The organism is Microbacterium oryzae, assembly GCF_009735645.1.
Taxonomy (GTDB): domain Bacteria; phylum Actinomycetota; class Actinomycetes; order Actinomycetales; family Microbacteriaceae; genus Microbacterium; species Microbacterium oryzae.
The window spans coordinates 979,861-999,107 of sequence record NZ_CP032550.1 but is presented as its reverse complement, the minus strand read 5'-3'; the positions used below and the strand labels follow the sequence as shown (position 1 = coordinate 999,107).

Sequence of the window (19,247 nt, the reverse complement as noted above, 5' to 3'; positions counted from 1 at the left end):
TCGCCGATCGGCCGAGGCGGTCTTCCGCGCCCATCGACTCCGGATGATGTGCGCTCCGAACCACGGCCACCCCTGTCCGCGACCTCCGCGCTCGCGCCGCACGGCAGCGAGCAGGTGAGATCCGACCCCTCGGTGAAGCCATCGCCCGCCACGCGGGGTACGGCTGTTCCGACGGCGTCCGTCGCTCCGGAAGGCTGGACCCCTCGTCCCGGGCCGCAACCGGCCGCCGCGCCCGTACACGCTGCCGGCCCGCCAGCTTCGGTGCGGGCCATTCGCGGGCCGGAGAGGGACGTGCGTCGGCCGCCGGCCGACCTCCCGCCGAATGATGCAGTCCGGCCCGCGCCGCGCGTGCAGGCGGCCGGCCCGACCGCCTCGCACTCCGCGCCGCCGGCACCGCCACCGTCCGTCGATCCACCGAAGCCCGTCATCCGGATCTCCATCGGCCGGATCGACGTGCGTGCGACGGTTCCTCCGGCGGTCCCCATGGCGACGCCGAAGCCGACGTCCTCACAGCCGCGGCTCTCGCTCGACGCGTTCCTGACCCGCCGCACGGTGGGAGGGCGGCGATGAGCAACGCGCTCTCGGTCGCAGCCACCACGGCAGCGCTCGCGTGGCGGCTCACGCAGGCGATGGCAGAGTTCGGAATGGGCGGCGACGCGTCGGCGGGCAGGCCGGATGGCGCGGATCCCGAGAAGCCGGCCATCAAGGTGTTCCTCTACCGCGTCGACCTGAGCGCTGCGCGACGCAATGACGACCTCCCGACCCGCTCCGGCGAAGCGGTCGTCACTCGGCCGCGCGCTGCGCTGATCCTGCACTACCTGCTCTGCTTCCTGGGCGACGAAGACACGGCGGTGCCCGAGAAGCTGCTCGGCATCGCCGCGACGAACGTGCACGCGCAGCCTCTGCTGACACGGAAGGAGATCGAGAAGGGATGGGCGAAGGTCGGCCCGGTCGGTGCGAACGGTCAGGACCTCTCCGCGGCACCCGATCGGGTGCGACTGAGCATCGTGGGGCTTGCCCTCGAAGAAATCTCGCACGTGTGGTCGTCGCTCATGGGCCAGCCGTACCGCCTGTCGCTCGCGGTGACCGCCGATGTCGTGGTGCTCGAGCCGAAGGTTGTCCCCATCCGTCCGCTGCCCGTCACGTCGAGAGGGCTCTACTCGTCCGCCGTCCTGTCGCCAGAGGTGTCCTCCGTCAGCGTGGCAGGTACCGCACCTGGTGCCCCCGTGCCGATCGTGGCGGGCGAACAGCTCGAACTGCGCGGTCGCGACCTCATGAGCGAGGACACGACCGTCGTTCTCGTGGGACATCTCGAGCTCTCCCCGGACGGATCATCTTCGTCGAAGCCGGCTCCACCGCCGACGTCGGATCGGCTGTTCGTGACACTCCCCGTGGCGACACCTCCCGGGGTGCTGGGCATCGCCGTCGAGCACCGCCGCTCGCTCGGCGTGCCGCCTTCGCCGCGCACCGTGCGGCAGTCGCCGCTGTACCCCATCGTCGTCGCACCCGCCATGACCTCGGCGAAGGTCGTCGGCACCCCGACGCCGGCCGGAGGAGATCCGCGGACGTACTCGGGCACCACTGAGATCACCGTCCAACAGGCCGTGCCGGACGACCAGGCGGTGACGATGCTCTTGAGCGGCGGTCGCGAGGCGTTCGCCTTCGAACAGGCCACGCGCGGCGCCGCGAGCCCCTCGTCGAGCCGGAAGACCTTCAGCATCCCCTTCACCGGTGTCCCGGCGGGAGACTATCTCGTCCGCGTCGTCATCGCGGGTGTTCAGAGCACGCCGAGCGTCGTGGATTCGGGTCCCCTCGGAGGGACGATCGCAGGGCCGAAGGTGACGATCTCATGAGCACGACGTGGGCCGACGACAACCGCCGCTATACGGCGGCGGCGTTCCGGCGCGTACGCGGGTTCCTCGTCGACGAGTTCGGTTCGCGTGACGACGAGATCGATCGTGAACTCGATGAGCTCGAGGAGCGCATGTCGAGCGCGCCCGCGCTGACGACGCTCGAGGCCGCCTTCGGACTCTCACCGTTCGAGCGGGATGTGCTCCTCCTGTGCGCAGGTGTCGAGCTCGACGAGGGTGTGCGGATCGCGCTCGCCGAGGGCGACGAGCGCCGCAGTGTGCCGGCACCCACCTTCGCCCTGGCGCTGGCCAAGCTGCCTCACGCCCACTGGAGCGCACTGACGCCGGCAGCGCCGCTGCGGCGGTGGGACCTCGTCGAGGTTGCTGCCGGTCGCCGACTCACCGAGGCACCCCTCCACGTCGGCGAGCGTGTCCTGCACTATCTCGCCGGCATCCACTACCTCGACGACGCGATCGGGATGCGGGCGCCGACCGCCGACGTGGCGCTGAGCGACAGCCGCATCGAGATGGCTCGTGCGGCCGCCGAGCCCCTTGCGGACGCCTCTCCGGCCGCGCAGCCCGTCGTGCAGCTCGTCGTGCAGCACCTCGCGCTGGGCGAGGCCGTGGCCGCCGAGCTGGCCGCCTCGGTCGGGCTCGCCGCAGGCGTGCTCCCCGCGTCCGATCTGCCGATCATCCCCGCCGATCTGCGCGACGTCGCTCGCAGCGTCGAGCGGGAGGCCGTGCTCGCCGCGGTGCTTCCGGTCGTGCTCGTCGACGAGTCGGACGCCGACGTGGCGGCTCGGCTGGCGGACGAGATCACCGGTCCGGTCGTGATCGTGACGCGCACGCCGGTGACGCTCCGCCGGAGCGACCTTCGCGTCGTGGTCCCGGCTTCGAACTCCGAGGAGCGTCTGCAGACGTGGGCGACGGCGCTGGGCAGTGCCGCTGACGACCTACCCGACGAGGTGCAGCGCGCCGCCGACCTCTTGGACCTCGACCCTCTCGCGATTCGCGCGGCGGCGTCCGAATTCGCCGCGGTGAGCGGCGACGACGACGCGGCCGCAGCCGCGAACCGGTTCTGGACTCTCGCGCGCGACCGCGCACGCCCGCGCCTGGGCCGTCTCGCCGAGCGGATCTCCCGCAATGCCACGTGGGACGACCTGGTGCTGCCGGACGAGCAGAAGCAGACTCTCCGCGACATCGCAGAGCAGGCGCGCTGGCGCGGCCTCGTGCACCGCGAGTGGGGACTCGGCCGCGACACGGGCGAGGGCATGGGGATCTCCGCGCTCTTCGCCGGGCCCAGCGGGACGGGCAAGACCATGGCCGCGAGCGTCATCGCCACGGAACTCGGCCTGGACCTCTATCGCGTCGATCTGAGCCAGGTCGTGAGCAAGTACATCGGCGAGACCGAGAAGCACCTCGCCGAGATCTTCCGCGGCACGGAGGGCGCCGGGTGCGTGCTCCTCTTCGACGAAGCCGACGCCCTCTTCGGCCGCCGCAGCGAAGTCCGCGACAGTCACGACCGGTACGCCAACCTCGAGGTGAGCTACCTGCTGCAGCGCATGGAGGCGTACGAGGGGCTCGCGATCCTGACGACGAACATGCGCAGCGCACTCGATCCGGCGTTCCTCCGACGGCTGCGCTTCGTCGTCGCCTTCACACTGCCCGACGAGCCGAGCCGTGCCGAGATCTGGCGGAAGGTGTACCCCGAGATGGTCCCGCGAGAGGACCTCGACCCCCAGCTGCTCGCGCAGCTCGCGATCCCCGGCGGCAACATCCGCACGATCGCCCTCAACGCCGCCTTCCATGCCGCGGCACGCGGCGGAGATGTCACGATGGCCGACATCCTGCGGGCGACCCGCGCGGAGTTCGTCAAGCTCGAACGCGCTCTTCCGGAAGCACAGGTGCGCGGATGGACGTGACACCGGCCGCGGTCGAGGTGCGGATCGACCGGCTCACGCTCGAGGGCTTCGGCCGGATCGACGTCGCGGCCGTCCGCACGGCGTTCGACGCGGGGCTCGAGCGTCGGATCGGCGCGGGCCGGATGACGTTCATCGAATCCGACCGCCCCGCCCTCGCGCTCGCGGTGACGTGGGACGGTCCGCTCGATGCGGCCGCGCTCGGCGATGCCCTCGCGGCGAGCGTCTACGAAGGGGTGCTCCGGTGAGCGCCCCGACCCGGACGACCGGCGACCGCACGACGGCCGGCCCCGTCGCGCGCGCCGCCCAGCGCGCCCTCGCCGCGCGCCGCGACCGCGGCTCGACCGTCGCGCAGCCGGCCTCGCGGGGGCTCGGATCCCGCCGCGACGAGACCTCGCTCGTGCCGGAGCCCGCCGAGCGCGTCGCGCTGCCGCATCAGGGGGCGCTCGAGGAGCGATTCGGCCGCTCGCTCGGCGACATCGACGTCTTCGCCGGCCCGCGTTCCGCCGAGGCGCTGCACCGGCTCGGCGCCGTCTCGGCGGCGACGGGCCGCTCGATCTTCCTGCCCCGCGCGGACGCGCCGATGGCCGTCGTCGCCCACGAGGTGGCGCACGTCCTGCAGGCTCGCCGACTTCCTGCCGACCGCGCCCCCTCTCGCGACGGCATCGAGCCGGCCGGATCGCGCGCGGAGCGCGAGGCGAACCTCGCCGCGACGGGACCGAGCGCGCGCTCCGGTGCACCCGTCGAGATCACCGAGGGGCTCGCGTTCGGGGCGGTCGCGCTGCTGCGGCGATCGGCGCCGCCGGCGCTGCCGACATCGGACTCGCCGACCCTGACTCTTGGGGCGGATCCGGCTGTGCCGGTCTTGAAGCAGACCCCGACCGAGCCGGCACTCGAGGCCTCGACGACATCCGCCTCGACAGGATCCGTCGCACCGGCTTCCACTCCGCCGTCGTCGGAGCCTCTTCCGCCGGCGGCCGTTCCGGCCGAAGCGGCTGCCTCTGCTCAGGATGCGGCGCCCGCCGGCGCCGCTCGCGCCGCACCGGCGGCCGACCCTTCGCACGCAGCCGCGCAACAAGCCGCCGCCGCAGTCGCGCAGGAGGCGCTCGCCGCCGCGGCGACGCCCGCCGACCGCCTCCGGGCCTACGCGGAGGCGCCCCCGTCGGTGAAGGCAACGCAGACAGCGTCGCTGTCGGCCGGCATGGCCGATCTCGCAGCGGAGGAGGGGCGTGCTGTCCAATCGGAGATCCCCGCCGTCCAGGTGGTGCTGCCCGGTGCGCCGGAGCTGGCCGCCGCGCCGCCGCAGACGTCCGCGCCCTCCGCCAGCGCCGTGCAAGAAGAGCTCGCACCGGCGACGAGCGCGGCAACGGCACCGCCGGAGATCACGACCCCCGAGGTGCCGGGCGCCTTTCGCTCGGCGTCCGACGCCGGAGCGCCGCTCGCCCTCGCGTCCAACGCACCGCCCGAGACGCTCGCCGCGCGCATCGACGAGTCGCTCGCGGCCGTCCCGACCTCCGACACAGACGTCCCCCGATCAGCAGGCGCAGCCCCGCCGATCGCGCTCGCCGGGGAGAGCGACCCCGCACGCGTCGGCGAGCTCGATGAGAAGGGGCGCGCTCAGGGCGCGGACGCGCGGGATGCCGCGGCCCGAGCAGTCCGCGAAGGCCCCGGACCGGAGAGCGTTCAACCCGTCGCCCTGGAGGCCGCCGCCGAGCTCGGCGCCGCCGAGGTGGCCGCGCGCCCCGCTGCTCCCACGCCGGAAGGCCCGGAGCAGTTCGCGGCGATGCAGCTGCCTCCCGACGTGCAGGTGTCGTTCGACGAACAGCAGGGCCCCGCCATGAAGCAGTCTCTGGCAAGTGCTATCGCCGAGACCGATAAGGCGGCCGCGGACCGCGATGCCGCCCGCCAGGAGGCGCTTGACCAGGCGCACGCCGGCGAGGAGCAGCTGCACGAGGATGCCGAGGCGGGGCGCTCCGAGGTCGTCGGGGCGGCACGCGCGAAGATCGGGAAGGCGCGCGACGACACACTCGCGGCACAGGATGCCGAGCTCACGCGCGTCGAGGGCGAGGCGTCCGAGCGGAGGCGGACCGACACGCAGGCCGTGCAGCGCGAGGTCGACGGCGGTCGCAGGACCATCGACGCCGACTTCGCCAAGGCCGATTCCGACATCAAGACCGAGGTCGCCTCTGGTGAGCAGAAGGCCACCGCCGAGAAGAAGAAGGCCGAGCGCGACGCAGAGAACGACAGCTGGTGGGATAAGGCGGTCGACTTCGTCAAGAGCGCGATCTCGTCGCTCGTCGCGGCGGTCGGCAGGATCTTCGACGCCGTGCGCGCCGCCGTGAACAAGGTGCTCGACGCCGTCAAGAAGGCGGCGCTCGCCGTGATCGCCGGAGTCGCGCACTTCGTCAAGTCGGCCATCGCCGCCTTCGGCGAGTTCCTCAAGGCCGCAATCACGGGACTGATCGGCAAGATCTTCCCCGGGCTCGCGGCGAAGCTCAACGGTCTCATCGACTCCGCCGTCGCGTACGCCCAGAAGGCGGTCGACGTCGTGGCTGACAACCTGAGCAAGGGAGTCACCGCTCTCGTCGAGGGGCTGCGCGCCGGCCTCAACAAGGTCATCGACGTCTTCCAGGCCGGCGTCGAGTTCGCCGTCGGTCTTGCCGCCGCGGCCATAACGGGCGACTGGGGGGCGCTGTTCCGCAAGGTGCTCGAGGCGGTGCTGCGACTTATCGGCGTGGATCCCGAGCAGTTCTACGCCTTCGTGGGCCGTGCCGAAGAGACGCTCGGAATCATCGTCAACAACCCGCTCGGGTTCGTCGGCAACCTCGCGAAGGCCGTGAAGGGCGGCATCGTCGCCTTCGCCGACCACATCGGCGCGCACCTGAAACACGGTGTCGTCGCCTGGCTGACGGGCGCCCTGGGACCCGCGGGGATAGCGATCCCCCAGACCTTCGACCTCATGGGCGTGCTGGATCTCGCTCGCCAGATCCTCGGCCTCACGTGGGAGAACCTCAAGGCGAAGGCCGTCAAGCTCATCGGCCAGAAGAACGTCGAGCGCATCGAGCAGGCAGCGAGCTGGATCGGCACCCTCGTGACCGAGGGGTGGAGCGGCCTGTGGACGCGCATCACGGCCGATCTCGCCTCGCTGCGTGACAAGGTGTTCGACGGCATCCGCACCTTCATCCAGGAACGCGTCATCCTGAGCGCCATCACGAAACTCGCGAGCCTGCTCAACCCCGTCGGCGCGATCGTCCAGCTCGTGATGGCGGCGTGGAACCTCTTCACATTCGTGCGCGAGCAGCTGGGCCGGCTGGCGGAGCTGGTCCGCACGGTCGTCGACACGATCGGCGACATCGCGCGCGGCATCCTCGACACCCCCATCAAGGCCGTCGAAGGCGTGCTCGGGCGGCTGCTGCCGCTCGCGATCGATCTGCTCGCGCGGCTCATCGGGCTCGGGAACGTCGGCGGCAAGGTCCGCGAGATCCTCGAGAAGGTGCGCGGCGCGGTCGACCAGGCTATCGACAAGCTCATCGCGAAGGTCGTCGGCCTCTTCAAGGGCGGCAGGGGAACGGCGGGGGCGAAGGATGCTGTCGCCACGGAGTCCGTCGATGCCACGCAGACATTCGACATCGCGGGAGAGACTCACACCCTCAAGTCGCAGATGGTCGGCGCGCACGTCGCCGCGACGATGGCGAGCTCGTCGTTCGGCCCCCTGGGCCAGCGCATCGCCGCGACGCTGAAGTTCATCGAGAAGCTGTACCTGACACCGAAGAGCGAGAAGTTCGTCGGTGCGCAGCGCGCACAGGAGCTGGCCCCCAAGATCGCAGCGATTCAAGCGAAAGCCGATGCACTGGTGGCCACGCTCGCCGAACTTGACAAGACCGCGACCGATGACGCGTCGCGGGTCAAGGCCTCCCGCGCGCAGAAGAAGGCGATCCGCGACGGGTTCTCGGCGATCCGGCAGATGGTCGAGGGACTCGGCCTTCCGGATGTGTCCGTGGGGGGAGCGCCGCTCGGGAGCACGCCCGGCATCGGAGATGTGGAGGCGCATGGCGCCCAGCGCAAGAGAAACCGGACAGGTGCCAACACGATTCTCCACACCGAGTCCGAGCACATCATCCCGTACGCAACCGGGGCGGTGCTGCTGGAGGCCGCCGATGCGTCGGCGGGGAAGCGAGAGGACAACCGGAGATTCGATCAGGCGCTCATCACGATCGTGATCTACGAGAGGGCAGCTCGGATGAAGACGCCACTCGACAACAAGGCGAGCGAGGAATTCAGGAAGGACACCGCCGGCATCGTCGCCGAGGTGCAGGCGGCACGCGAAGCCGCGAAGGCGCCTCCGTCGTGGGACGTCGTCATGGCCCTTCTCGACCACCTTCACACAGCGGCAGTCGCGCGGACGATCAACGCTGTCAAGAAGGAGCACAGCGAGACGACCATGCCGAATGCGAGCTCGAATGGCCAGGTCCGAGGCGAGAAGCAGCCTCTGCCCACGGGGAGCGCGATAAAGGATGCCGGGCGGCGGGAGTTCACTCAGCTGAACGCCATCTTCCGAAGGCTGTGGCTCGCGGGGGTCGGCACAGCGAAGGGAACGGGTCAAGCGGAGCTTTCGTCGGTGACATTGGCGGGCTTCAACGTCATGCAACCCGACGTCATCGCCACTGTTCAGGGAATCGGCGCCAAGAAGGCTCGAGAGATCGTTGCAGAGCGCAAGAAGGGCCCGTTCACGTCCAAGGCGGACCTCAGAGCTCGCGTAAGGGGCCTCAGCCCGGACTTCCTCAAGGCGATCAAGGACGGGGGCTGACCGGTGACCGGGACTCCGCTCTCACCCAACGTCTTCCGCGGCGCGATCGTCACGGCGGAGCCATTGCGCCCAGCGTCCGGTGTCGTCGTCTTCCAGTACAACCCCGACGAGCTCACCCGCACGCTCGAGCCCCGAACGGTCGGGGGCGACGCCGGCTCGGGGCCGCTCCGGCTCAGCGGGCCGCCGGCCGAGACGCTTCAGCTCTCGCTCGAGGTCGACGCCGCCGATCAGCTCGAGGCCGCGAACCCGACGGCTGTCGCGCTCGGCGTGCGGCCTATCCTCGCGACGATCGAGCTGATGCTGTATCCGCCCGCGCCGACCGTCATCGCGAACCTCGCCCTCACCGCGATGGGCGTCATCGAGATCCTCCCGGCGGCGGCACCTCTCACGCTGCTCGTCCTCGGGCCGTCGCGCGTGATACCAGTGCGGCTCACGTCGTGCTCGATCACCGAGCAGGCGTTGGACCCGCGGCTCAACCCCATCCGCGCGAAGGTCGACCTCGGCATGAAGGTCGTGAGCTACCACGAAGCGGGTGCCGCGAGCGCGGCGGGCACGATCGCGCTCGCCAACCACGTGGCGCTCGAAGTGATCGGCGCACTCGGCACGTCGGCGGCGGCCGCGAGAGCCGTGCGCACCGCGGCGGGATTGTGAGAGAGAGGAGGGACCGTGAACGCGCAGAACGGACGCTATGCGGGCCTCGAGGTGGTGCGACTGTCGATGCCCGGTCCCGACGGAGTGCCGCGCGAGGTCGCGTACACACGTCGTCGCGGCATCCCCGACTACACCGACCAGCCCGTGCTCGCCGAGCACCGCGTCGCCGATCAGCAGCGGCTCGATGTCATCACCGCGCTCTACGCAGGCGATCCCGAACGCTTCTGGGTGCTGTGCGACGCCAACACCGTGCTGAGTCCCGCGGAGCTCGAGCAGCCGAGCCGCATCATCCGGATTCCGCTGGCGAAGGAGTGAGGCCATGACGATGCCGGCCCGTCTGGGAGCGCGCGTGCTGCTCCTGCTCGGCGCGAAGACCCTGCCGCGTCCCGCGCCGCCGCGCCTGATCGACGCCCTTCAGTCCGTCGAGGTGACGGCCGACCGCGAGAAGGGCGACGGCGCTCAGGTCGTCTTCGAGCAGTGGCCCCCGGCCGCCCTGCTCGGCGACCCCGCGCTCGCCCCGGGCAATCGCCTGATCGTCGCGGTCGTGATGGGCGTCCTGCCGCAAGTGCTGCTCGACGGGATCATCGTCCACCAGGAGTCGGGCGACGGCGCGCTCACCGTCACGGCGCAGGACCTCTCGGTCGAGCTCGACATGGAGGAGAAGAACGCGAAGTACCCGAACCAGGCGGACTCGATCATCGTCACGCAGATCCTCGGCCGATACGCGCAGCTCGGCATCGCCCCCGCCGTCACCCCGACGATGGACATGCCGATCGAGACCGAGCGCGTGCCGCAGCAGAACGAGACCGATCTCGCATTCGTCAAGCGGGCGGCCGAGCGCAACGGGCACGTCTTCTACATCGAGCCGGTGACGATCGGGGCGTCGAAGGCGTACTGGGGTCCCGAGGTGCGGCTGGGCTTTCCGCAGCCTGCGCTGACGAAAGACATGGGTGCGGCAACGAATCTGAAGTCGATCTCGTTCACGATCGACAGCGAGGCGGGTGCTCAGACGACAGGCAAGGTGCTAGAGCCGTTCACCAAGATGACCATCCCCGTGCCAACGCTGCCTTCGCTGAAGATCCCGCCTCTCGCGGCGAGGCCGGTCCCGGCCATGCGAAGGGCTCTCGCGCGCGACACAGCAAACCAGTCGACGGCGACGGCCGCGACGAACCTGCTCTCGGCGGCGATGAACACGCCCAACGCCGTCTCGGGCACGGGGGAGGTCGACACGGCGGCCTACGGGCACGTGCTGCGGGCCCGAGGCCTCGTCGGCGTGCGCGGCGTCGGCCTCGCCTTCGACGGGCTCTACCACGTGGATGCCGTGACCCACAAGCTCTCGCGCGGCGAGTACACGCAGGCGTTCCGGCTGAGCAGGGAGGGGCTCGTCAGCACCGTGCCCGTGGTGCCGGTATGAGCACCGGGCAGGGCCGCTTCTACGGCAAGTACCGCGGCACCGTGAGCGACACGACCGACCCCATGCAGATGGGCCGTATCAAGGCGAGAATCCCCGACGTCATGGACGATGAAAGCGGATGGGCGATGCCGTGCGCGCCCGTCGCGGGCAGCGGCATGGGCGTCTTCGCGCTGCCGCCGACGGGCGCCGGCGTCTGGCTCGAGTTCGAGCACGGCGACCCCGACTACCCCGTCTGGTCGGGATGCTGGTGGGGATCGGCCGCGGACGTGCCCACTGATGTCGCAGCCCCGCCCCAGACGGGGAAGATCCTGCTGCAGACCGAGGGCGGCACGACGATCCTGCTCGACGACACCCCCGGTGCCGGCGGCATCACGCTCAAGACGCCGGGCGGCCAGAAGATCGTGGTCTCGTCGACATCCATCGAGATCGACAATGGATCCGGCGCGTCCCTCAAGCTCAGCGGCACCCAGGTCTCGATCAACAACGGCGCCCTGGAGGTGACGTGATGGGCTACCTCCTGGACTCCGGGGCCACGGTCCTGTGCGCGCACGGCGGACAGGCGCAGGCCGCCTCGCCCAACCCGCGGGTGAAGGCGGGCGGTCAACCCATCACGACCCAGCCGACGCCGCACACGATCTCCGGCTGCCCCTTCATGACCGGCACCAACCCCATGCCGTGCGTCACGGCGACCTGGACGTCCGCGTCGATGCGGGTCAAGGCAGGCGGACAGCCCGTGCTCATGATGGACAGCCAGGCGACCTGCGCGCCGAACGGAACGCCCGTGAACATCACCGTCACCCAGGTGCGAGTGAAGGCACAGTGAGCCATGGTCGACGTCAGCCACCCCTTCGCCTTCGGCGCCGACGGCAGGACGCTGTCGCCCACGCGCAGCGAGCACGTCCGCGACCTGATTGAGCAGGTGCTGTTCACGAATCCCGCCGAGCGCGTCAATCGCCCCGACTTCGGCTCGGGCCTTCAGGGACTCGTCTTCGAGCCCAGCGGGGCCGCGATCGCGGCGACGCTGCAGACCGCTGTCGAGGCGGCCCTGCAGCGCTGGCTCGCCGACGTCATCCTGCTTGAAGCTGTCAGCGTCCGCGCCGACGACGGCGTGCTGGAGGTCGTCGTGCAGTACGTCGAGCTGCTGACCGCCGAGCGGCGCATCGAGACGATCCGTTCCACCGGGGGGTCGTCATGACGACGTACGCATGCGCGACCCGCGATCGCGCCGAGGCGCTGCGCGCCGCCAACGCCTCCAACGGCATCGATTACCTCGAGGTGGAGGACGGGCCGGGCGTCGTCGAAGCCGACCGGCAGCGGAAGCTCCGGGTGTACCTGCTCAACGACGCGCAGGGTCCACTGACCTCGCTCAGTGCGCGCAACGTCGTTATCGAGGGCGGCACCCGGGTGCGAGGCATCCAGGTCAAGAATGCGTCGGTGGCAGGCTCGACAGTCACGGTCGAGGTGGACCGGCCCGGGGACTTCTCCGTCTACACGCTCCGGCTGGTAGGGGAGGGTGGCGGCCCGCTTGCCGGTGTCGACCAGCGTCTGGCGAGCGTGGACTTCTCGTTCAAGGTGGACTGCCCCGCCGACTTCGACTGCGACCTGCGCGGCCTGTGCAGTCACGGTCGAGAGGCGGCCGTCGACACCCCCGAGATCGACTACCTGGCCCGCGACTACCAGGGCTTCCGGCAGCTCCTGCTCGACCGCCTCGCCGTGCTGGCGCCGGACTGGACCGAGCGCAACCCGGCCGACCTCGGCATCGCGATCGTGGAGGCGCTCGCCTACAGCGCGGATCACCTGACCTATCGGCAGGACGCCGTCGCGATGGAGGCGACACTGGAGTCGGCTCGCCGCCGCACGTCGGCGCGACGGCACGCGCGCCTCGTCGACTATCGGCCGCACGACGGGAGCAACGCGCGCACGTGGGTGCAGGTCGGGGTGGCCGACGGCGCGGGCGGCACGGTGCTGGCCGCGCACACGATGCTCTTCACGCGCGTCCCGGATTCGCCACGCGTGCTCGCTCCCGACTCGCCGGAGCTCCGCGACGCGGAGGCCGCGTCGCCCACCGTGTTCGAGACGATGGAAGCCGTCACCCTGCAGCCGCAGCGCGCCGAGATGCCGTTCTATCTGTGGGGCGAGCCGGAGTGCACGCTCCCAGCGGGTGCGACGTCGGCGACGCTCCGAGGCCACCGCCCTCTCGCGCCGGGCGACGCCGTCGTGCTCACGGAGGAGTGCGGCCCAGTCACCGGGAAGCGAGGCGACGCCGACCCCGAGCACCGGCATGCCGTGCGCCTGATCCGCGTGGCGCAGACGGAGGACGAGCAGTCCGCACACGTCGAGGGTGCGACGGCAGGCGGCGCGATCACCGAGATCGAATGGGATGCTGAGGACGCGCTGCCCTTCGCCCTGTGCCTCGGGCAACGCACAGAGGACGGCGTCGCCCAAGAGGTGAGCCTCGCTCGCGGCAACATCGTGCTTGCGGATCACGGTCGGACGGTGCAGATCGTGCCCGGAATCGGCGGGCCGCCCGTCGAGCCCTACACGGTGCCGGGGCCCGACCCGCGGCTCGCGTTCACCCCGGGGCCCGACCACGACTGCGGCGATGCGCGGTCGCGACAGCGGCCCGCGCGCTATTCGTTGACACTCCCGTTCACCGACCTGACCATGACAGGAACCATCGGGCACGCTGCCCCGGGAGCAAACGTGCGCGAGTGGGCCGCGTTCGATGACCGAGGCTCGGCTGCGGCGGCATTCCGCTGGAAGGCTGACGACGTCCGTCCCGCCGTGCGGCTCGTCGAGCGGGCGACCGGGCGGGAGTGGCTTCCCACGAGGGATCTTCTCGGCACGAATGCCTTCCTGCGCGACTTCGTCGTCGAGCTCGAGGCCGACGGCCGGGCGACGATTCGGTTCGGCGACGGCGAGTACGGTGCGCGGCCACGCGCCGGTACCGTGTTCGAGGTCAGGATGCGCCGAGGAAACGGCCCCGCGGGCAACATCGGCCGTGGATCCATCGGGCATGTCGTCACCCCAACGCCCGGAATAACCGGTGCGACGAATCTCGTGCCAGCGCGCGGAGGCACGCGTGCCGAGCCGATCGAGCGTACGCGCCAGCATGCACCGGCCGCGTTCTTCGTGGCGGAGCGCGCCGTCACGGCTGAGGACTACGCGACCATGGCCGAACGGCACCCCGAGGTGCAGCGCGCCGTCGCCACCGAGCGGTACACCGGAGGCTGGTACACGGTCTTCCTCACCGTCGACCGCCACGGCGGGGGCGCGGTCGACGCCCGCTTCGAGCGCGAGCTGCGGCGATTCCTCGAGAAGTTCCGCATGGCGGGGCACGATCTCGAGATCGACGGTCCCCGCTTCATCGCGCTCGAGGTCGTGCTCAGGGTATGCGTCCTGCCCGAGTACTATCGCGCAGACGTCCGGCAGGCCCTGCTGACGCGACTCGGGCGCGGACGACGGCAGGAGGGCGGCCCGGCGTTCTTCCACCCCGACGAGTTCACGTTCGGCCAGCCCGTGACCCTGAGCGCTCTCCTGGCCGCCGCGCACGGCGTCGAGGGCGTCCACCTCGTCGAGCCCATCGCGTTCCAGCGGCGCGGAGATCCGCGAGGCGACGCACTGCGCCGCGGGGAGCTCACGGTGGGTCGCATGGAGATCGCGCGCCTCGACAACGACCCCAGCTTCGTCGAGCGCGGCACCCTCGAGCTCAGGATGGAGGGCGGGCGATGAGCACCGGCGCGCATCGGGACTGCGCCTGCTGCGGCGGGCTCGCTGATCGGACTCCCGTCGAGATCGTCAACCGGCCGGGACTCCCCGCGATCGAATACCGGGCGGGCGCCTATGCGCAGTTCCGGGCCAGCATGCTCGCCGGGCTCAGCAGGGCCGACCGGACTGCGCTGAAGGGTCTCACGACTCGCGAGACGGACGACTTCTCGATCGCCCTGCTCGACGCCTGGGCCGTCGCCGCCGACGTCATCACGTTCTACACCGAGCGCATCGCCAACGAGCACTACCTGGGCACCGCTACCGAGCGCGGATCGATCGCGGGGCAGGCGGCCCTCCTCGGGTATCGGCTCAAGCCCGGCGTCGCGGCGTCCGCGTGGCTCGCCGTCACGGCCGAGGCGACGCCGGGAGGTCCGGAGGGATCAGCGATCCCGGCGGGGACCCGCGTGCAGACCATCCCGGATCCCGGCGACCTGCCGCAGAGCTTCGAGACGGCCGCGCCGATCGTCGCCTACCCAGCATGGAACCGGCTCGAACTGCGGATGTTCGAGCCGCGCACGACCGCCAACGGCGGGAAGGCCATCGTCCTCGCCGGGGTCGAGACGGGCCTCCGCCCCGGCGACGAGATCCTCACGACCGGGGTGAACTGGCGGAAGTCCCCTGGTACCTGGCAGATGGCGAGGGTGCAGGACGTGAAAGTCGAGCGCGATACGGGCACGACCCACGTCGAGGCGATCCCAAATCCCATCATCCCTGCCGGCGACGGGGCGGAGCTGCAGATCTTCGCTCTACGGCACCGGTCGACGCTCTTCGGCGCCAATGCGATCGATCCGAAGCTGCTGCCGACGGAGGTCCGCGGAAGATTCACAAGCGAGGGCGTAGGACAGATCGACAGCGTCAGCGGGGACTGGAGGTTTGACCCGTTGACGGGCAAGGACGTCCCGGGAGGCAAGAAGACATCCGTTCCGCTCTCCGCGAGCTACCCGGGCGTCGAGCCATCGGGTTTGGCGGTGCTCACCAACGCCGCCGCCACGATGCTCTGCGATGTCATCGGTGTGGCCGAGGGATCCGTCGCTCTGTACGGGATCAGTGCGCAGGTCACGTCGCTGGAGGTGGGGGAGACGTCGTCGGTCCCGCGCGAGCTCGCGGTCGCGACGACGTCGTCGGCCTCTACCGAGCTCGCCGTCTCAGAGTTCGGGGGCACGAAGACGCGGGGCACGGTCGTCTCCTTCTGCAGCGACCGTCTCACGTTCGCGCCGGTGGCTATCACACGGCCATTGTGGGGTGACGTGATCCAACTGGCATCCCCCGTTCCGGGCCTGCGCGAGCCGCATGACGTGCTCGTCAGGGGGAAGCGCGTCCGAATGGCGGCTCCGGACAAGGACGACGATGGGTGGATCGACCCGCTCGAGAAGGGGGAGCCGGTCATCATCTCCCTCGCCCTCATCGAGGGGGATCCGACGAGGCGGCACTGCGTCGTATTGGAGGACTCCGGTCGTCAAGTCGCAGTGGACGTTCCGCTGACCAACCTCACCATTCTCCCGCCTCACCCGGACGACCCAATCGTCGGCGAGGTCGTAACCGTCGAAGCCGCCGAGCGCATCGGGCTCATCGATGAACTCGTGCTGGTCGAACCGCTCCGGAATGTCTACAGCCGCGACGCGCGCATCGAGATCTTCGGCAACGTCGCCGCCGCCGCGCACGGCGAGACGGCCCCGCGGGAGACCCTCGGCAGCGGTGACGGCGCCCGGGCGTTCCAGACCTTCACGCTGCGCAAGGCGCCGCTCACCTACGTGCCGTCCGAGGAACCGGGGGGCGCAGCATCCTCTCTCGATGTGCGGGTGAACGACATTCGCTGGCACGAAGTCCCGACGCTCTTCGGCCGCGGACCGCGCGACCGGGTCTATACAACGGCGATTGACGACGCGGGCGCCGTGACGATCACCTTCGGCGACGGCGTCACGGGAGCCCGGCTTCCCACGGGCTACGACAACGTCGTGGCCCACTACCGCACCGGCATCGGGCGCGCGGGTGAGGCCCGCGCCGAGCAGATCGCCCTCCCCGTCGCGCGTCCGTTGGGCATGAAGGGCGCGGTCAACCCGCTCCCCGCCGCGGGAGGCCAGGAGCCTCAGACCGCGGCCGACGCGCGGGCCAACGCCCCGCGTTCCGTGCTCACGCTCGGCCGGGTTGTGTCGCTTCAGGACTACGCCGACTTCGCGGCGGACTACGCGGGCATCGCGAAGGCGACGGCGACCTGGACGTGGGATACACACCGCCGCGGCGTGCACGTCACGATCGCCTCGGCGGACGGGCAGCCGATCGACACCGGCTCGACACTCCTGAACGACGTTCGGCGGGCGCTGCGGAGCGTGTCCGACCCGCGGGTCCCCCTCGAGGTCAAGGACTTCCGGCCGCGGCGGTTCACGGTCGGCGCCCATCTCCGTGTGCACCCCGACCACGACCCGGAGCGCGTGCGGGACACGGTCGTGGACAGTCTCGTGCGTCGGTACGCCTTCGACCGACGGTCATTCGGCGAGGGGGTGTCGCTGAGCGAGCTGGCCCTGGCGATCCATGCCATCGAAGGCGTCGAGGGAGTGCGGATCGAGCGGCTTCACCCGAGCGACGATCGCTCAGGAACCTTCTCGGAGTTCCTGTCGGCCGAGGCTCCGACGCCCGGTGGAAGCCCCACCACCCGCGGTGCCGAGATCCTCACGCTCGCAAATAAGGATGCCCTGCTGGAGGTGGACTGGTGACCACGATCTCGCGCGACCATCTGCTCGATCTGCTTCCCGCCCACTATCGCGATCGCGATGGCGATCCCGGTCGGAAGCCCGACGAGTCCGGTGCACTCGGCCAGTACCTGCAGGTGCTCGCCGACGAGCTCGCGGCCGTCGCCGACGGAATCGACCAGCTCTACGACGACCTCTTCGTCGAGACGGCCGCGCCGTGGGTGCTCCCCTATCTCGCGGAGCTGATCGGGCTGCGCGGTCTGCCCGGCAGCTCGGTCGCCGGCCTGACCTCGCGCGCCGAGGTCGCCAACACGATCGGCTATCGGCGTCGCAAGGGCACGGCGGCCGTCCTGGAACAGGTCGCGCCCGACGTCACCGGGTGGCCGGCGAAAGCGGTCGAGTACTTCGAGCTGCTGGCCGCCCTGCAGCACATGAACCACATCCGGCCGCAGGCGCAGGTGACAGCATCCATTCGAAACGCGTCTCGTGTGCAGTTCGCCGGCGGGCCGTTCGAGCGCGGAGTGGAAGGGGCAGCGGATGCCGCGTTCTCGCACCTGCCCGAGGTCCGCCGGATCCGAACCCGGCGTGGTCGGTACAACATCCCGAATGTCGGCGTGCATCTCTGGCGCCTCCAAGCCCAGCAGGTCTCGGACTCGCCCGCCGTTCGCTGGGAGCCCGGCGACCAGCGCCGATTCCTCTTCGACCCGCTCGGGGGCCCCGTCCAGCTGTTCACTCAGCCGGTGACCGAGACCGATATCACGCAGGCGACACAGCCGATCAACGTCCCGATGCCCATCGGAAGGCTGATGCTCAACGACTGGCGCGACGCGTACTACGGCTCGGGACTCTCCGTCTCCGTCGAGGGGATCGTCCCCACGGGCCCGAGCGAGAAGCCCCCCCGGGTGATCGTCGAGTCCGCGAACCTCTCGGATGCGCCGAGCGGCGAGTGGGGCAACATGCCGACCGCCGACCCGGAGGATCTTGTCGTGCGCATCGACCCGGTGCTCGGTCGGCTCGCGTTCAGCGACGATCGCACGACGCCTCCGCTGGTCACCTTCCGACGCGGCTTCAGCGCGCACCTGGGCGGTGGGGAGTACGACCGGGTCGACTCGTTCGCCTCGCCCGGCAGCGCGGTGCAGCTCGTGGCCGACGGTGGCCGGCTCGGCGGAACGGCCGTTCATTCCAAGATCGCCGATGCGCTCACTGCGCTCCCCGGCAGCGGGGTGGTGGAGGTCGTCGACAGCCATTCCCATGACGCGCCTTCGCGCATCATCGCGCACGGCATCTCGGTGGAGATCCGCGGGCAGGACCAGCGGCGTCCGATCGTACGGGGTTCGAGCGAGATCGAGATCGACCTCGACGACATCGCAGGTGCCGAGGGATCCGTCATCCTCAACGGACTCGTGGTCGTGGGGGCCGCCCTCCGAGTGACGGGCCGCGGAGTGCTCACCCTCCGTCACTGCACGCTCGTTCCCGGCCGTGACCTCCTCCGCAACGGCGGTCCGCTGGAAGCGGGCGCCGTGAGCGTCTACGTCGACGATCCAGGCGTCAGCCTCGTCATCGAGCGCAGCATCGTCGGCGGGATCCGGGCGCACGTCGACGCGGATGTCTCATGCCGCGACTCCGTGATCGACGCCGGCGAGGAGGGCATCGCGTTCGCATCCGCCGATGGCCCACCCGCCGAGGGAGGCACGCTCACGCTCGACGAGTGCACTGTCCTCGGACGCATCCGCGCGCGAGTGCTCGAGCGGGTCTCGAACACGATCGTGCTCGCCGGCGTGCCTTCGACGGATGCCAAAGACTGGCCCGCCCCGGTGATCGCCGACCGGCGCCAGCAGGGGTGCGTGCGCTTCAGCTACCTGCCGCCCGGCTCGCGCACGCCCCGTCGTTACCGGGGCGTCTCCGATGCGGATGCCGCAGCGTTCCGGCCCGTGTTCACGTCGGAGCGCTACGGGGCTCCCGGCTACATCCAGCTCGACCGCAGGACGGTCGACGCGGTGTGGCGGGGCGCGGACGACGAGTCAGAGATGGGCGCGCTTCACCACCTGAATCAGCCGCTGCGCGAGGCGTATCTCGAACGGCGGCTCGGGGACTACACGCGGTTCGGGCTCGAAATCGGTCTGTTCTTCCAGACCTGATCGGCCGGCACAC

The 19,247-nt window shown here is 70.6% G+C and carries 13 protein-coding genes; 12 read left to right on the top strand and 1 reads right to left on the bottom strand.

Annotation, left to right across the window (positions count from 1 at the left end; translation table 11 throughout):
* Window positions 1-566: 566 nt before the first annotated feature.
* Genes D7D94_RS04640 through D7D94_RS04605 form a run of 8 tightly spaced genes read left to right on the top strand, consistent with a single transcriptional unit; the run spans window position 567 to window position 11,147 of the window.
* On the top strand, window positions 567-1,853 hold the full coding sequence (locus D7D94_RS04640; RefSeq protein WP_156241520.1) for a Pvc16 family protein: 1,287 nt from the start codon (window positions 567-569) through the stop codon (window positions 1,851-1,853).
* A complete protein-coding gene (locus tag D7D94_RS04635) occupies window positions 1,850-3,772 on the top strand; it encodes an ATP-binding protein (protein ID WP_156241519.1) in 1,923 nt (640 codons plus the stop codon). The genes D7D94_RS04640 and D7D94_RS04635 overlap by 4 nt, the downstream gene beginning before the upstream one ends.
* On the top strand, window positions 3,763-4,017 hold the full coding sequence (locus tag D7D94_RS04630) for a hypothetical protein (protein ID WP_156241518.1): 255 nt from the start codon (window positions 3,763-3,765) through the stop codon (window positions 4,015-4,017). The genes D7D94_RS04635 and D7D94_RS04630 overlap by 10 nt, the downstream gene beginning before the upstream one ends.
* Window positions 4,014-8,576: an eCIS core domain-containing protein gene (locus D7D94_RS04625; RefSeq protein ID WP_156241517.1), complete on the top strand. Its 4,563-nt coding sequence runs from the start codon at window positions 4,014-4,016 to the stop codon at window positions 8,574-8,576. Before D7D94_RS04630 ends, D7D94_RS04625 begins: the two co-directional genes overlap by 4 nt.
* A gap of 3 nt (window positions 8,577-8,579) precedes the next feature.
* Entirely contained in the window at window positions 8,580-9,227 is a 648-nt protein-coding gene (locus tag D7D94_RS04620) for a hypothetical protein (RefSeq protein ID WP_156241516.1), read from the top strand.
* A gap of 15 nt (window positions 9,228-9,242) precedes the next feature.
* Window positions 9,243-9,542 carry a hypothetical protein gene (locus D7D94_RS04615; protein ID WP_216648690.1) on the top strand — a complete coding sequence of 100 codons (300 nt, stop codon included), beginning with the start codon at window positions 9,243-9,245 and terminating at the stop codon, window positions 9,540-9,542.
* A gap of 4 nt (window positions 9,543-9,546) precedes the next feature.
* Entirely contained in the window at window positions 9,547-10,641 is a 1,095-nt protein-coding gene (locus D7D94_RS04610; RefSeq protein ID WP_216648689.1) for a phage late control D family protein, read from the top strand.
* Window positions 10,638-11,147, top strand: a complete 510-nt coding sequence (locus D7D94_RS04605; protein WP_156241515.1) for a phage baseplate assembly protein V — start codon at window positions 10,638-10,640, stop codon at window positions 11,145-11,147. Before D7D94_RS04610 ends, D7D94_RS04605 begins: the two co-directional genes overlap by 4 nt.
* A 94-nt stretch (window positions 11,148-11,241) precedes the next feature.
* Here the strand turns inward: D7D94_RS04605 and D7D94_RS04600 are convergent, their stop codons facing one another.
* The gene (locus tag D7D94_RS04600) at window positions 11,242-11,439 is read right to left on the bottom strand and encodes a hypothetical protein (protein ID WP_156241514.1); all 198 of its coding nucleotides are present in this window, start codon (window positions 11,437-11,439) and stop codon (window positions 11,242-11,244) included.
* Between the two features lie 28 nt (window positions 11,440-11,467).
* Here D7D94_RS04600 and D7D94_RS04595 point away from each other — a divergent pair, with 28 nt between their 5' ends.
* The 4 genes from D7D94_RS04595 to D7D94_RS04580 are packed head-to-tail and all read left to right on the top strand — an operon-like array spanning window position 11,468 to window position 19,234.
* Window positions 11,468-11,836 carry a GPW/gp25 family protein gene (locus tag D7D94_RS04595; protein WP_156241513.1) on the top strand — a complete coding sequence of 123 codons (369 nt, stop codon included), beginning with the start codon at window positions 11,468-11,470 and terminating at the stop codon, window positions 11,834-11,836.
* A complete protein-coding gene (locus D7D94_RS04590; RefSeq protein WP_156241512.1) occupies window positions 11,833-14,373 on the top strand; it encodes a putative baseplate assembly protein in 2,541 nt (846 codons plus the stop codon). The genes D7D94_RS04595 and D7D94_RS04590 overlap by 4 nt, the downstream gene beginning before the upstream one ends.
* Complete coding sequence (locus tag D7D94_RS04585) at window positions 14,370-17,120, top strand: putative baseplate assembly protein (protein WP_156241511.1); 2,751 nt, start codon at window positions 14,370-14,372, stop codon at window positions 17,118-17,120. The genes D7D94_RS04590 and D7D94_RS04585 overlap by 4 nt, the downstream gene beginning before the upstream one ends.
* Window positions 17,117-19,234: a hypothetical protein gene (locus D7D94_RS04580; RefSeq protein WP_156241510.1), complete on the top strand. Its 2,118-nt coding sequence runs from the start codon at window positions 17,117-17,119 to the stop codon at window positions 19,232-19,234. The genes D7D94_RS04585 and D7D94_RS04580 overlap by 4 nt, the downstream gene beginning before the upstream one ends.
* Window positions 19,235-19,247: the final 13 nt, after the last annotated feature.